Below are 13,894 nucleotides of genomic sequence, written 5' to 3'. Positions count from 1 at the left end.
CCCTATGCCTGGGCGCGGAGAAGGACAGGAATCCTGGGGAGAGACAGGAAGACGTGCGGCACCCCCTGAACCTCGGCGCGAATCCGATACAGGGGTTGCGCGGGTCCGGCACACCGCCCGATGCTCGGCGCACATCGCAGGAAAGGCGCGCCCGTGGACGCTGCTTTTGTGGAGACGATCGGCACACCGGGGATCGACGGCCGGGAGGTCGCGGCGTTACCCGTACCCGAGGCATACCGGGCGGCGGTGTTGCTGGCCGAGGAGCAGGAGATGTTCGACGGCATCCCCAACGCCGACCGGATGCCGACCAAGTCGTTGCACGTACGTGAGGTGCCCACGCCGGAGCCGGGGCCGGACGAGGTCCTGGTCGCGGTGATGGCCAGCGCCGTCAACTACAACACCGTGTGGAGTGCGCTGTTCGCCCCGGTGCCGACCTTCGCGTTTCTGCGGCGGTACGGGCGTACCGGCGGACTGGCCGCCCGGCACGACCAACCGTGGCACGTCATCGGCTCCGACCTGGCGGGCGTGGTGCTGCGTACCGGCAGCGGCGTACGCCGGTGGGCGCCGGGCGACCGGGTGGTGGCGCACTGCCTGAACGTGGAGCTGGAGGAGCCGGAGGGGCACGACGACACGATGCTCGACCCGGCCCAGCGGATCTGGGGCTACGAGACCAACTACGGTGGCCTGGCCGAGCTCGCCCTGGTCAAAGCCAACCAGCTGATGCCCAAGGCCGGGCATCTCAGCTGGGAGGAGGCCGCATCGCCGGGGCTCGTCAACTCGACCGCGTACCGCCAGCTGGTGTCGCGCAACGGCGCCGCCATGAAGCAGGGCGACAACGTGCTGATCTGGGGCGCGGCCGGCGGGCTCGGCTCGTACGCCACCCAGTACGTGCTCAACGGCGGCGGCAACCCGATCTGCGTGGTCTCCAATGAGGCGCGCGGCCGGGTCTGCCGGGAGATGGGCGCCGAGGCGATCATCGACCGGGGCGCGGACGGCTACCGCTTCTGGCGCGACGAGTTCACCCAGGACCCCAGGGAGTGGCGCCGCTTCGGCCAGCGCATCCGCGACCTGACCGGCGGCGAGGACCCGGATATCGTATTCGAGCACCCGGGCCAGGAGACCTTCGGGGCCTCGGTGTACGTGGCCCGTCGCGGCGGCACGATCGTCACCTGCGCCTCGACCAGCGGATACACCCACCAGTTCGACAACCGCTACCTGTGGATGAACGTCAAGCGGATCATCGGCTCGCACTTCGCCAACTATCGGGAGGCGTCGCTGGCCAACCGTCTCGTCGTACGGGGAAAGATCCACCCGACCCTCTCCCGCAGTTACCGCCTCGACCTGGTCGGCCGAGCGGTGGAGGACGTGCACCGCAACCGTCACCAGGGCAAGGTCGGGGTGCTCTGCCTGGCACCGGCGGAGGGCCAGGGCGTCGACGACCCGGAGCTACGCGCGCGGCACGAGCCCGCCATCAACCGCTTCCAGGACGACGCCTCGTCCCTTCCTGGACAGCCGGGGCACTCGGAGATCGACGGTGGACCGCGGTCCTCTACCCAGATCCGGTGACCATCGACGACGAGCAACCTCCGCTTCCAGGATCGCCGCGTCCCCGGCCTCGAAGCGCGCATCGGCGAGGCGCACGGCTCCCGACTGCCAGCAGTGTCGCCCTGAGCCGCAGCCGTAGCTTGAGCGCCTCACGGCAGTGCCGGACGACCTTGCCCTGGGGCTGCGGTCGCTGATCGAGCGCACCGCGGGCCAGTACGCCCACCACAACCTCGACTGGCTTGCCATCGAACAGGCAACGGCGGATCGAGATGGCACTCAAGTCGACACGGGTACTCGGAGCCGGGTTAGTACCAATGCCGTGTAGTTAGGGCCCGTAAAGAATCAACACGTTGCTTCACGGTCTCACTGTCGTTGGTGTGGTATGCGCATACCGAGCGAGGTTCGTGACCAACTTGCCCTGAGATTCGGGGTGTTGTTCCCTCATCTGAATGAGCGGCAGCAGCGGCTGGCGCTGGCCGCCGAGGCCCGGCTGCTGGGGCACGGCGGGGTCCGGGCCGTCGCGCGTGCCGCGGGGGTGAGCGAGACGACGGTGCGGAAGGGGGTCTTCGAGCTGGAGGGCGGCGAGGGCCCGTTGCCCGATGGCCGGGTCCGCCGGGACGGCGGCGGTCGCAAGAACGCCGAGGAGCTTGACCCGCTGCTGGTTCCGGCATTGCTGGCGCTGGTCGAGCCGGACGAGCGGGGCGATCCGATGTCGCCGCTACGGTGGACGACGAAGTCGCTGCGGTCTCTGGCCGGGGAGCTCACCCGGCAGGGCCATGCCACGTCGGCGCCGACCGTGGGCAGGCTGCTGCGGGAGAACGGTTTCAGCCTGCAGGCCAATGCCAAGACTCTTGAGGGCGCTCAGCACCCCGACCGGGACACGCAGTTCCGGTACATCAACGACCAGGTCAAGGACCATCAGGCGGGTGGCGAGCCGGTGGTCAGCGTGGACACGAAAAAGAAGGAAGTCGTCGGGGAGTTCAAGAATGCCGGACGCGAGTGGCGGCCGGCCGGTGATCCGGTGCGGGTCGACGTCCATGACTTCCCCGGTGACGCACTGGGCAAGGCCCTGCCTTACGGCATCTACGATCTGGCGGCGAACACCGGCTGGGTCAGCGTCGGTACCGATCATGACACCGCGGCCTTCGCGGTCGAATCGATCCGCCGCTGGTGGAGCGGGCAAGGGCGCTTCGACTACCCGCGGGCCACCCGGCTCCTGATCACCGCCGATGCCGGCGGTTCTAACGGCTACCGCACCCGCGCCTGGAAGACCGAACTCGCATCATTCGCCGCCGAGACGGGCCTGGCCGTCACGGTCTGCCACATGCCTCCGGGCACATCGAAATGGAACCGGATCGAGCACCGGCTGTTCTCCGCGATCACGATGAACTGGCGCGGCCGCCCGCTGACCAGCTACGAAGTCATCGTGCAGACCATCACCGCGACCACCACACACACCGGCCTGAGCGTCCACGCCGAACTGGACCCCGGCAGCTACCCCACCGGGGTGAAGGTCAGCGACGTCGAGCTGAACGCGGTGCCGCTGACCGGCCATGCCTTCCACGGGGAATGGAACTACACCGTGCACCCCCGGACCGCCGAGTCGGCGCACTCCGACAGCCCTGCCGCCGGCCTCGACCGCGGGGCACTGTCGCACCCCGCCCTGACCGGCATGACCAGCACCGCACTGACCGCGCTGGCCGAGGCCCTGGCGACCGAATGGCAGGCGCTGCACGCACCGGACCGCACCACCCGGCGCGACGGCGGCGAACGGCGCCGGGCCCCGGGCGGCGGCCGCAGGGCCAAACTGGACCTGGCCGACCGAGTCCTGGCCACTGTGCTGCAACAGCACCTCGCCCTGCCGCCCACCGTGCTCGCCCGCCTGTTCACCGTCAGCAAGGACACCATCCGCGAGGCCACCGGCGAGATCAGACACCTCATGGACCAGCACGGACACACCCATGGCCCCGCAGCGGCACACCTGACCACCCTCACCGGCCTCTTCGTCTACGCCGCGACACACGGCGCCGCCCTCATACCACAGGCAAAACCCTCACCTTGATTCTTTACGGGCCCTAACTACACGGCATTGGGGTTAGTACTCCAGCAGCGGTTCGTTTCCTGAGCTGCGTTTTCGGTGGTGGCAGCGGCGGGCGATGGCTTGGCGTCGTCTTCTCCAGGCCGACCCCTTCAGTGCGTGGGTGACGGGGTTACGGTCGGCTCGTGGGTGGGGCAGGAGACGTCCAGGAGCCGTCGTGTCTCTGCCACGGTGAGCGGCACGAGGGCTGATCCGTTTCTGCAGCCCCCTTTGCGCCCACGTCGGCCTGAGCTGCGAGCGCGGGGTGGAAGGCGTGGGCGAGCATCGCCAGGGTGATGTGCCGGTGGCAGCCGATGTAGCGGCGGGCCTCGTACTGGTCGAGGCCGCATTCGTTCTTCGCGGCCTGGAAGCACTCCTCGATCGCCCAGCGGGAGCCGGCGATCCGGACCGGCTCGGCCAACTCGATACCGACTGGCGCGTAGGCGACACGCCACCACCCTTGCAACCAGCCAGCTCAACTCCCGCGCCAAACCCTGGGTCTGGGGCAGACCAGCACCACCAACCCGCCTGCTATGGCGCCGAAATGTGTACACCGTTTGAGGAACCCAGCGCTAAGCGCTTGGCCGCAGGTTCGAGTCCTGCCGGGGGCGGCAACAGCATCTGTACGTGCTGTGACCCTCGGAGCTGCTTCTGGCTTCGAAGTGACCGGCATGACGTCTTGCACGCGTGGAGTCCGAGCGGCGCCTGGAGGTGTACGACGCAATCGTCAGACGGTTCGGCACGGAGCGGACCGCGGTCACCGGAATGCCCGAGGCCTACCGGGCCCGGCACGCGCTGAGGGACACCGGGCTCGCCCTCGGGATTTCGCCACAGGTCGTGGGCGAGATCGCCAAGAGCTTTCCGCACATCCGCGTCCGGGACATCCGCAGCGCGTCGGCCGAACTCCCGGAACTGCGGCAACTCGCCGCCAGTTCGGGCCATTTCGGACCGCTGTGGGAGCTGGCCGAGGGCCTGGGCGCGCTGCCGCGCGGCTACGACATGCACCCGTGTGGGGTGATCCTGTCGAACGCGTCGCTGCTGGACCGGCTTCCGGTGCAGCCGGCACCGGTCGGCAATCGCAGCCATGAGCTGCACAGACGGCACCGCGAAAGAGCCCGCGCACGACGCCGGTAGCGGCCGCGGGCCGCTCCGCCACCGCACGCGAACCGGCTTTCACTCCGAGTCGGCGACAAGAACTTCCACGCCGCCGGCCTGCAGCGTGTCGAGCTGTGACGCCGATATGCCGGCGTCGACGATGACGAGGTCGAACGCGGTGACGGGTGCGAGCTGGTAGAGCCCGCGGCGTTGGAACTTGGTGTGGTCGACCAGCAGGATCTTGCGGTCGCAGGCTTCCATCAGGGCTCGTTTCACTCCCACGGTCTCTTGGGACTGGTGGTAGCAGTGGCCGCGGGTGATGGCGGTCGTCGAGGCGAACAGCGTGTCGGCACGCAGGCTGTTGACCGCGTCGATGGTCCGGATGCCGAGGAACGCGTCGTAGGCCGGGTAGTACGCGCCGCCGAGTGAGATGAGCTCGATCCCCGGACCGCCGGCGAGAACCTGGATCACGGGTACGAAGTTGGTGATGACCGTCAGCGGTGCGCGCTGCGAGAGCAGTCCCGCGAGCGCGAGGGCGGTGGTGCTGTCGTCGACAATGAGGGACTGCCCGGGCTTGACGAGGGGAAGTGCCGCACGGGCGAGTGCACTCTTCGCCGCCGCCATGGACTGGGTGCGGTGCCGGATGTCGCCGTGGAACGCCGTCGACGGTTGTGCGGTGGCCCCGCCGCGGACTTTTCTCAACCACCCCTTGCCTTGCAGGTAATCGAGATCGCGACGGATGGTCATCGGTGTCACGCCCAGCTCGTCGGCGAGCCGCTCGATGCGGACGAAGCCTTCGTCGACGACACGGCTCTTGATCCGCTCCCGCCTCTCCCGCGGCCCTCGCCCGCCCTCGTCGGTGGCCGGATCTTTGCCTTCCGCCATGAAGCCCCCTTGTTCCCTTCCTGTTAACAGAACACATACGGGCTGTGTCGGGCTTTCGCCTCGTCCGTTGCGCTCTCTCCGCCTGCTACGAGCGTGTTACAGCTCGGTTTGTGACGCGCTCCCCGAAGCAGCATGGCACACCGATGTTCACCCATGCCAGGAGAACGAACAGGAAGGATGATCAAAGAATCAGACTTCGGTGTTCAGTTCTCAGGATCCGTTGACACCCATGAGCGCCAAGAGTTTCTTGTGCGTTACGTCATGGCGGCCGGCCCGGCAGCTACACGGTCTTGGATCAAGGAGTCGAACATGAGAAGACTGGCCAGTGGTGCTCTCGCCGGCATCCTCGCCCTGGGTGCCCTCACCGCATGCGCTCAGGAACCGAGTGCCGGGAACTCCGGGACCGCCAAGGCGGACGGAGGGTCGGGCAAGGTCGCGTTCCTCATGCCCGACCTGGCCTCCACCCGCTACGAGCAGTACGACGCTCCGCTGTTCAAGAAGCGCATGGCCAAGCTGTGCCCGGACTGCGAGGTGATCTACCAGAACGCCAACAGCGACGCCTCGCTTCAGCAGCAGCAGGCGAATTCCGCGATGGCCCAGGGAGCCAAGGTGATCGTGATCGACCCGGTGGACTCCGCCGGGGCGGCCACGATCGTGCAGACCGCCCAGTCCCAGGGCGTCAAGGTGGTCGCCTACGACCGGCCCATCCCGGACAAGCCCGCGGACTTCTATGTGTCGTTCGACAACGAGGCGATCGGCGAGTCCATCGCCCAGTCGCTGGTCGATCACCTGAAGGAGACCAAGGCCAAGGGGGGTGTGCTCCAGATCAACGGGTCGCCCACCGACGCCGCCGCCGGGCTGATCAAGAAGGGCGTCCACAACGCCGTCGACGACAGCGGGTTCAAACTGCTCGCCGAGTACGACACACCAGGCTGGTCACCGGAGAAGGCCCAGCAGTGGGCGAGCGGGCAGATCGCCCAGTACCGCGGCAGGATCGCCGGCGTGGTGGCGGCCAACGACGGCACCGGCGGCGGAGCGATCGCGGCGTTCAAGGCAGCGGATGTGAAGGTCCCGCCGATCACCGGCAACGACGCGGAGCTGGCGGCGATCCAGCGCATCATCGCGGGAGATCAGTACAACACCATCTCCAAGCCGATCAAGATCGTTGCCGAGGCGGCCGCGGATGTCGCCCAGCAGTTGCTGCAGGGCAAGGAGCCCAAGGCGGACAAGAAGCTGTTCAACACCCCGTCGCAGCTGTTCGAGCCGACCGTCGTGACACAGGAGAACCTCAAGGAGGTCGTCTTCGGCTCCGATGGAGTGCTCAAGGCGAAGGACGTGTGCACCGCTCAGTACGCCGCCGACTGCGGGCGCCTGGGCATCAAGTAGCGGTCCGAGGTCTCTGAGGAACGAGGGTCACCATGACAGGCACCGCGGTTACCGGTGCGGGCACGGACACCGTGTTGTCGCTCAGCGGAATCTGCAAGAACTTCGGCGCGGTCGCCGCGCTGACCGATATCGAGCTCGACGTGGCGGCCGGTGAGGTGGTCGCCATCGTCGGGGACAACGGCGCCGGCAAGTCCACCCTGGTGAAGATCCTGTCCGGGGTGTACACGCCCGACGCGGGAGAAATCTTCTTTCACGGCGAGAAGGTGTCTCTGGGCTCACCGGCCCTTGCCCATGCGATGGGCATAGCCACGGTGTTCCAGGACCTGGCCCTGTGCGAGAACCTCGACGTCAAGGCGAACCTGTTCCTGGGTCAGGAACTCCGTCCCTGGATGCTGGACGACGTCGCCATGGAAAAGCGCTCCTGGGAGTTGCTGCGACAGCTGTCGGCAAAGATCCCCACACTCGGCGTCCCGGTGGCCGCCCTCTCGGGGGGCCAGCGGCAGACGGTCGCGATCGCCCGGTCACTGCTGAGCAACCCGAAGATCGTCCTGCTCGACGAGCCGACGGCCGCCCTGGGTGTCGCGCAGACAGCCGAGGTCCTCAACCTGGTCGAGCGGCTCAAGCACAACGGACTCGGCGTGGTGATGATCAGCCACAACATGGAGGACGTCCGGGCGGTAGCCGACCGCGTCGCGGTGTTGAGGCTGGGCCGCAACAACGGTGTGTACAACGCCAAGGACGTCTCCTCCCAGGAGATCGTCGCCGCGATCACCGGCGCGACCGACAACGTGGTCTCGCGGCGAGCCGCAGGCCGGCTGACTTCCCCGCAGGAAAAGCAGGAAGAGAAGGAACAGCTGTGACCATCACCGAAAACTCGGTGGCAACGGCCACCGACCTACAGGATGAGCGTCTTGTGACGCCGCAAGGCATCACCGACAGCATCAGGGCCACGATCCGCCGTGTGCGGGGCGGAGACCTGGGCATGCTGCCTGTCGTCGGCGGCATCGTGGTGATCTGGACGATCTTCCAGCTGCTGAATCCGACCTTCCTGTCCAGCACCAACCTGGTGAACCTGTCCTTCGACATGGTTCCGGTGGGCGTCCTCGCGCTGGGGATCGTGTGCGTCCTGCTGGCCGGCCAGATCGACCTCTCCGTGGGATCGGTGAGCGGTGTGTCGGCCGCGATCACGGCCGTCGTCATGGTCAAGAACGAGCAGCCCACGTGGCTGGCGGTCCTCGCGGCCGTGGCCGCCGGCTGCCTGATCGGCTGGCTCTACGGCCAGGTGCTCAACCGCTTCGGTGTACCCAGCTTCGTGGTCACGCTGGGAGGGCTGCTGGCCTTCCTCGGCGTACAACTGTGGCTGCTTCGAGGCCAGAACGCGATCAACCTGCCCTACGACTCCAGCCTGGTGAAGTTCGCACAGCTGTGGTTCGTTCCCCACTGGATGGCCTACGCACTGGCCGTGGTGGCCGCGGGCGGATTCCTGGCCACCGGGTGGGTGCGGGCCCGGACCCGCCGCCGCGCCGGGCTGTCGTCCTCGTCGCCGCAGTGGCTTGTCATGCAGTCGCTTCTGCTGCTGGCCGGACTGCTGCTCGTCGTCTTCTACCTGAACCGCACCCGCGGCGTCGCCTGGATGTTCGTGTTCTTCGTCGCCCTGGTGCTGGTGACGCACTACGTGCTCGGCCGCACCAAGTTCGGACGATCCATCTACGCGGTCGGCGGCAACGCCGAGGCGTCCCGCAGGGCCGGCATCAACGTACGGCGCGTATACACCTCGGCGTTCGTCCTGTGTTCCGGCCTGGCCGCGGTCGGCGGCATCCTGGCCGCGTCGCGACTGGCCGCGGCGAACCAGAGCACCGGTACCGGAGACGTCAACCTCAACGCCATCGCCGCGGCGGTGATCGGCGGAACCAGCCTGTTCGGCGGCCGCGGCTCGGCCATCGCCGCCCTGCTCGGCGTCCTGGTCATCCAGTCGATCTCCAGCGGTCTCACGCTGCTGAACCTCGACTCCTCCTACCGGTTCATGATCACCGGTGCGGTCCTGCTCATCGCCGTCGGCCTGGACTCCGTCGCCCGTCGCTCGCGCCAGGCGCACGGTCGGGGGTGAAGCAGATGACTGCGATCGCCATCGACGCGGGCACCACCACCATCAAGGTGGTCGGATACGCCGACGACGGAAAGGAGTTGGCGGTGAGCCGCCGGCCGACCCAGGTGACGCGACCCCGTCCCGGGTGGGCCGAGCAGGACATGACCGAAGTCTGGACCGCGGTTGCCGACGCCGTCCGGGAAGTCGTCGAGGCGCTCCCCGGCGCACCCGGCATGGTCGCCGTCACCGCCCAGGGCGACGGCGCCTGGCTGGTCGACGGCCAGGGGCGTCCCACCGGGCCCGCCGTGCTGTGGAACGACGGACGAGCCACCGCCCAGATCACCGCGTGGGAGCGCGACGGGGTGGCGCGGGAGGCTTTCCGGATCAGCGGGTCGCGGCTGTCCACCGGCATGCCCAACGCCGTACTGGCCTGGTTGCGCGAGAACGATCCCGACCGGGTGGCCCGATCGAGCCATCTGCTGACCTGCGGTGGCTGGCTCCACCTGAAGCTGACGGGCGAGCCCGCCGTCGACGAGTCGGACGCATCGGCACCGTTCATGGACATCAGGCAGCGCGACTGGTCCGACCGGCTGTTCGAGCTCTACGGCCTGCAGTGGGCTCGGCGACTCCTGCCCGAGCTTCGCGACGACGACCACCGAGTCACGACGATCAGCACATCGGCAGCCGCGGAGACCGGCCTGCCCGCGGGTATCCCGGTGGTGCTGGCGCCGTACGACATCTGCGCCACCGCCATCGGCGCCGGCGCGGTGACCGCCGGCCAGGCGTGCTGCATCCTCGGCACCACCCTGTCCACCGAGGTCATCACGGACACGGTGGTCACCGACGAGCCCGTGGGCATCACCGTGACGCTCGGGGTCCCCGGTCGCTATCTTCGCGCCTTCCCCACCATGAGCGGCGGCGACGTCCTGGACTGGGGGGCAGGACTGCTCGGACTGACCTCTGTCACCGATCTGATGGCGCTGGCCGCACAGGGCAGACGCGACACAGCCGGGGTGCGGTTCATCCCCTACCTCTCCCCCGCGGGAGAGCGGGCTCCCTTCTTCGACACCACGGCGCGTGGCTCCCTGTCCGGCCTGTCCCTGGAGGCCGGCCGCGAAGACATGGCCCGTGCGCTGGTGGAAGGAGTCACCATGACCATCCGCGACTGCCTGACCGCGGCCCCCGGCTCCCCGGACCGGCTGGCGCTCTGCGGCGGCGGCACCAGAAGCGACTTCTGGATGCGACTGATCGCCGATGTCACCGGCCTCCCCGTGACCATTCCCGCCTCCGCCGAGGTCGGGGCCCGCGGCGCCTGGCTGACCGGCCTGGTCGCCACCGGCCGTGAGCCGGACTTTCCGACCGCGGCCGCCCGGCACGTGGAGGTCGCCGCCACATACCAGCCCGATCCGAAGGCGTTCGACGACTTCAGCGACCAGTACGCCGACTTCTTGCGGCTGCGGGAGCTGAACCAGCCGCTGTGGACACGCGACCGCGGACAGCCACGTCCGGCCCCGCCCGGTGGAGACGGCGCATGACCGCCGGCGGAAGCGATGCCTGGCTGGGCATCGACCTGGGGACTCAGGGCGTACGGGTGGTCGTCGCCGCGTCCGACGGCAGTCTGCTGGGCGAGGGCTCGTGCCCACTGACCAGCCGCCGGGAGGGCGATCGCCATGAGCAGCACCCCGAGCAGTGGTGGCGCGCCGTCCGCACGGCGATCGGCCGGGCAGGCGCCGCGGGTGCCGACCTGCGCCGGGTCCAAGGCGTGGCCGTCGACGCGACCTCGGGCACCATCACCATGCTGGACCGCCGTGGCCTGTCTGTGACACCGGCGCTGATGTACGACGACGGGCGCGCCGCGGCGGAGGCGGAGCAGGTCAACGCCGCCGGGGAACAGCAGTGGGCCAAGGCCGGCTACCAGCGGATGCAGCGATCCTGGGCGCTGCCCAAGCTCCGCTGGCTGCTCGACCACTATCCCCGGGCTGCTGAGAACGGTTGGCGCCTGGCGCATCAGAACGATGTCATCAACAGCAAGCTCGTCGGGCACGAGGTTCCCACCGACACCAGCAACGCGCTCAAGACCGGTGCCGACGCCGCGCAGGTGACCTGGCCCGAGCCCGTACTCGCCGCGTTGGAGATTCCCCGCGCGATGCTGCCCGACCTGGTACTGCCCGGCACGGTCATCGGCCAGGTCTGTGCCGCGGCCGCTGCCGAGACCGGGCTCACCGAAGGCACCGCCGTCGTCGCCGGGATGACCGACGGCTGCGCGGCGCAACTGGGCTCCGGCGCGACCGCCGTCGGCAGTTGGAACTCGGTCATGGGCACCACCCTGGTACTCAAGGGCGTCACCAAAGACCTCATCCGTGATCCGCACGGGGTCGTCTACTCCCACCGGTCGCCCTCCGGCCACTGGCTGCCCGGCGGAGCCTCCAGCGTCGGAGCCGGCCTGGTCGCACGGGAATTCGCGGACGCCGACCTGAACCGGCTCACCCGCGAGGCCGCGGCACTGCTGCCCACCGACCTGTTGCGCTATCCGCTGGTCTCCCCGGGCGAACGGTTCCCCTTCGTCGCCGCGGACGCCCGCGCGTTCGGCAACCGCGAGCCGGCCACCCGCGCCGAGTCGTTCGCCTCACTGCTGCAGGGCGCCGCATACGTCGAACGGCTCTGCTTCGACTACGTGGACCTGCTCGGCGCGCCGACCGACGGTGCGGTCGTCCTCACCGGCGGGGCCACCCGCAACCCCTTGTGGAACCAGTTGCGGGCCGATGTGCTGCAACGCCCGGTGACCCTGCCGCGCAACGCGCAACCGGCGCTCGGCATGGCGGTGCTGGCCGCATCGAGCAGTGAGGCTCTGGAGAGCGTCGCCGCCTCGATGGTGCGACTCGACCGGACTCTCGAACCACGCCGTTCAGAGAGAAACCCGCACGACGAGGGCTACCTCCGGCTGCTCGATCTGCTTGTCCAACGCGGCTGGCTCCCCGGCGTCGTCGCAACCCACGCACGAGAAAGGACGGCGCCTTGAGCCTCCATGTCATCTTCGTCCGACACGGGGAGACCATGTGGCACGCCGAGAACCGGTACGCCGGCGGCACCGACATCGCGCTCACCGAGCACGGCCACGCGCAATCACGCGCGCTCGCGGACTGGGCGGAGCAGGCGGACCTGACCGATATCTTCGCCTCCCCGCTGACGCGATCGCAGGAGACCGCACGCGACAGCGCGGTGCGCACCGGACTGCCGGTGAGCGTGGACGAACGGCTGCGCGAGCTCGACTTCGGCATCGCCGAGGGCCTCACCCGCGCCGAGATGCACCAGCGGTTTCCCGACCACCTGGCCGCCTTCAAGACCGACCCGGTGACGAACCACTTCCCCAAGGGGGAGAACCCCCTCGACGCGAGCGACCGCTATCTGGCGTTCCTCACCGACCTCCAGGCCGATCACCACGAAGGCCGCGTCCTCGTCGTGGGCCACTCCACCGCGATCCGGCTCGCGCTCTGCCGCCTACTCGGCCTGCCTCTGCGCCAGTACCGCCGGACCTTCCCGTTCCTGGCCAACTGCGCCCTGAACGAACTGGTCCTGCGTGACGGCGTGCCGTCGCTGCTGACGCTGAACCGCCCCGTGACCCCAGGAGAACTCAAGTGACCACCATCCTCACCGCCGGTGACCACTTCGTCCTCAACTCCCTGTTCCTCGACAAGCTCCGGCCGGCCGCACCCACCGCGACCTTCCGCGAACTCACCCTGCCCTGGCCGGTCGAGCCCTTCGGGGAGGTGGCCGAGGTACGGGAGGCCTCCGGCACCGAGGACCAGCTGATCAAGGCCCTCAGCGGGGTGGACATCTGCGTCACCCAGATGGCTCCGCTCACCGAACGGATCCTGGACGCCAGCCCCGATCTGCGCCTGTTCTGCGTCAGCCGGGGCGGCCCCGTCAACGCCAACCTCGAGGCAGCCACCCGGCACGGCGTCGCGGTCTCCTTCGCCCCTGGACGCAACGCCACCGCCACCGCCGAGCACACGGTCGCCCTCATGATGGCCGCGGCCCGACGCGTCCCCGCCACCCACGCGGACCTCGCCGCAGGCACCTGGCGAGGTGACTACTACATGTTCGAAAAGGTCGGGCCGGAGCTGGCGGGCAGCACCGTCGGCATCGTGGGATACGGAGCCATCGGGTCCCGGGTCGCCCGGATCCTCCGCGGATTCGGCGCACAGGTACTCGTCGCCGACCCCTTTGTCCGTGCGGACGACGTGTCACCGGCCGAGGTCACCGACCTGGTGGACCTCATGCGACGCTCCACGTTCGTCACCGTCCATGCCCGCGCGACTCCGGAAACCGAGGGCTTGATCTCCCGGCGGATGATCGACCTGATGCCGTCCGGCGGCGTGCTGGTCAACTGTGCCCGCGGGTCGCTCGTCGACTACGACGCCGTGTGCGACGCCCTGGACGCCGGCAAGCTCTTCGGCGCCGCCTTCGACGTCTTCCCCCGCGAGCCGATCCCCGCCGACTCACGCCTGCTGACGACCCCCAATATCGTCATGACGCCACATCTGGCCGGCGCCAGCAGACAGACCGCCTTCAATGCCGCCTCCATCGTGGCCTCGGAGGTAGCCGCATTCCTGGCAGGCCGGCCACTCGCGCACTGCGCGAATCCGCAGGTTCTGGCCCACCTTCACTGAACTCCCCGGAAGCCGTTGTCAGCGCGTTCGCCGCGCCGGGTTCGGACACCGTGGTAGCCGACTTTGGGATGTCGCACACCTGGCCGATCGACTTGGCAGGAGGTGCGCATCGCGGGCTGCCCGGGTGAACCGATTCGGTTCACCCGGGCA

The 13,894-nt window shown here is 68.8% G+C and carries 10 protein-coding genes and 2 pseudogenes; 10 read left to right on the top strand and 2 right to left on the bottom strand.

Annotation, left to right across the window (positions count from 1 at the left end; genetic code table 11):
* Window positions 1-153: 153 nt before the first annotated feature.
* Both ccrA and OHA11_RS47335 read left to right on the top strand, forming a co-directional pair.
* Window positions 154-1,566, top strand: a complete 1,413-nt coding sequence (gene ccrA, locus OHA11_RS47340; RefSeq protein ID WP_266508787.1) for a crotonyl-CoA carboxylase/reductase — start codon at window positions 154-156, stop codon at window positions 1,564-1,566.
* 361 nt (window positions 1,567-1,927) lie between these two features.
* Complete coding sequence (locus tag OHA11_RS47335) at window positions 1,928-3,607, top strand: ISAzo13 family transposase (RefSeq protein WP_266494512.1); 1,680 nt, start codon at window positions 1,928-1,930, stop codon at window positions 3,605-3,607.
* A 148-nt stretch (window positions 3,608-3,755) separates the two neighbouring features.
* On the opposite strand, the pseudogene OHA11_RS47330 reads toward OHA11_RS47335, so the two are convergent.
* Window positions 3,756-4,064 (bottom strand): annotated as a pseudogene (locus tag OHA11_RS47330) (IS701 family transposase); the annotation flags it as partial.
* A gap of 245 nt (window positions 4,065-4,309) precedes the next feature.
* Here OHA11_RS47330 and OHA11_RS47325 point away from each other — a divergent pair.
* Window positions 4,310-4,696 (top strand): annotated as a pseudogene (locus OHA11_RS47325) (DNA polymerase III subunit alpha); the annotation flags it as partial.
* A gap of 99 nt (window positions 4,697-4,795) precedes the next feature.
* Here OHA11_RS47325 and OHA11_RS47320 read toward each other — a convergent pair.
* Window positions 4,796-5,602, bottom strand: a complete 807-nt coding sequence (locus OHA11_RS47320; protein ID WP_266508785.1) for a DeoR/GlpR family DNA-binding transcription regulator — start codon at window positions 5,600-5,602, stop codon at window positions 4,796-4,798.
* A 309-nt stretch (window positions 5,603-5,911) separates the two neighbouring features.
* Here OHA11_RS47320 and OHA11_RS47315 point away from each other — a divergent pair, with 309 nt between their 5' ends.
* The 7 genes from OHA11_RS47315 to OHA11_RS47285 all read left to right on the top strand — a co-directional run bounded on the left by OHA11_RS47315 (window position 5,912) and on the right by OHA11_RS47285 (window position 13,744).
* Window positions 5,912-6,988, top strand: a complete 1,077-nt coding sequence (locus tag OHA11_RS47315; protein ID WP_266508784.1) for a sugar ABC transporter substrate-binding protein — start codon at window positions 5,912-5,914, stop codon at window positions 6,986-6,988.
* A 32-nt stretch (window positions 6,989-7,020) separates the two neighbouring features.
* Window positions 7,021-7,848: an ATP-binding cassette domain-containing protein gene (locus OHA11_RS47310; RefSeq protein WP_266508782.1), complete on the top strand. Its 828-nt coding sequence runs from the start codon at window positions 7,021-7,023 to the stop codon at window positions 7,846-7,848.
* 122 nt (window positions 7,849-7,970) lie between these two features.
* Window positions 7,971-9,095, top strand: coding sequence for a sugar ABC transporter permease (locus tag OHA11_RS47305; protein ID WP_266508808.1), 1,125 nt, complete (start codon window positions 7,971-7,973; stop codon window positions 9,093-9,095).
* Between the two features lie 5 nt (window positions 9,096-9,100).
* Window positions 9,101-10,609, top strand: a complete 1,509-nt coding sequence (locus OHA11_RS47300) for an FGGY-family carbohydrate kinase (protein WP_266508781.1) — start codon at window positions 9,101-9,103, stop codon at window positions 10,607-10,609.
* Window positions 10,606-12,093, top strand: coding sequence for an FGGY-family carbohydrate kinase (locus OHA11_RS47295; RefSeq protein ID WP_266508779.1), 1,488 nt, complete (start codon window positions 10,606-10,608; stop codon window positions 12,091-12,093). Before OHA11_RS47300 ends, OHA11_RS47295 begins: the two co-directional genes overlap by 4 nt.
* The gene (locus tag OHA11_RS47290) at window positions 12,090-12,713 is read left to right on the top strand and encodes a histidine phosphatase family protein (RefSeq protein WP_266508777.1); all 624 of its coding nucleotides are present in this window, start codon (window positions 12,090-12,092) and stop codon (window positions 12,711-12,713) included. The genes OHA11_RS47295 and OHA11_RS47290 overlap by 4 nt, the downstream gene beginning before the upstream one ends.
* Window positions 12,710-13,744, top strand: a complete 1,035-nt coding sequence (locus tag OHA11_RS47285; protein ID WP_266508775.1) for a 2-hydroxyacid dehydrogenase — start codon at window positions 12,710-12,712, stop codon at window positions 13,742-13,744. The genes OHA11_RS47290 and OHA11_RS47285 overlap by 4 nt, the downstream gene beginning before the upstream one ends.
* Window positions 13,745-13,894 lie beyond the last annotated feature (150 nt).

Source organism: Streptomyces sp. NBC_00878, assembly GCF_026341515.1.
Classification (GTDB): domain Bacteria; phylum Actinomycetota; class Actinomycetes; order Streptomycetales; family Streptomycetaceae; genus Streptomyces.
Note: the sequence above shows the minus strand (reverse complement) of the source record. Positions and strands in the feature narration are given on the sequence as shown.

Coding starts and splice junctions, on each gene's coding strand:
- OHA11_RS47310 (WP_266508782.1), top strand. CDS start 7,021: ATGACAGGCACCGCGGTTACCGGTGCGGGCACGGACACCGTGTTGTCG.
- OHA11_RS47335 (WP_266494512.1), top strand. CDS start 1,928: ATGCGCATACCGAGCGAGGTTCGTGACCAACTTGCCCTGAGATTCGGG.
- OHA11_RS47305 (WP_266508808.1), top strand. CDS start 7,971: ATGCTGCCTGTCGTCGGCGGCATCGTGGTGATCTGGACGATCTTCCAG.
- OHA11_RS47295 (WP_266508779.1), top strand. CDS start 10,606: ATGACCGCCGGCGGAAGCGATGCCTGGCTGGGCATCGACCTGGGGACT.
- OHA11_RS47315 (WP_266508784.1), top strand. CDS start 5,912: ATGAGAAGACTGGCCAGTGGTGCTCTCGCCGGCATCCTCGCCCTGGGT.
- OHA11_RS47300 (WP_266508781.1), top strand. CDS start 9,101: ATGACTGCGATCGCCATCGACGCGGGCACCACCACCATCAAGGTGGTC.
- OHA11_RS47320 (WP_266508785.1), bottom strand. CDS start 5,602: ATGGCGGAAGGCAAAGATCCGGCCACCGACGAGGGCGGGCGAGGGCCG.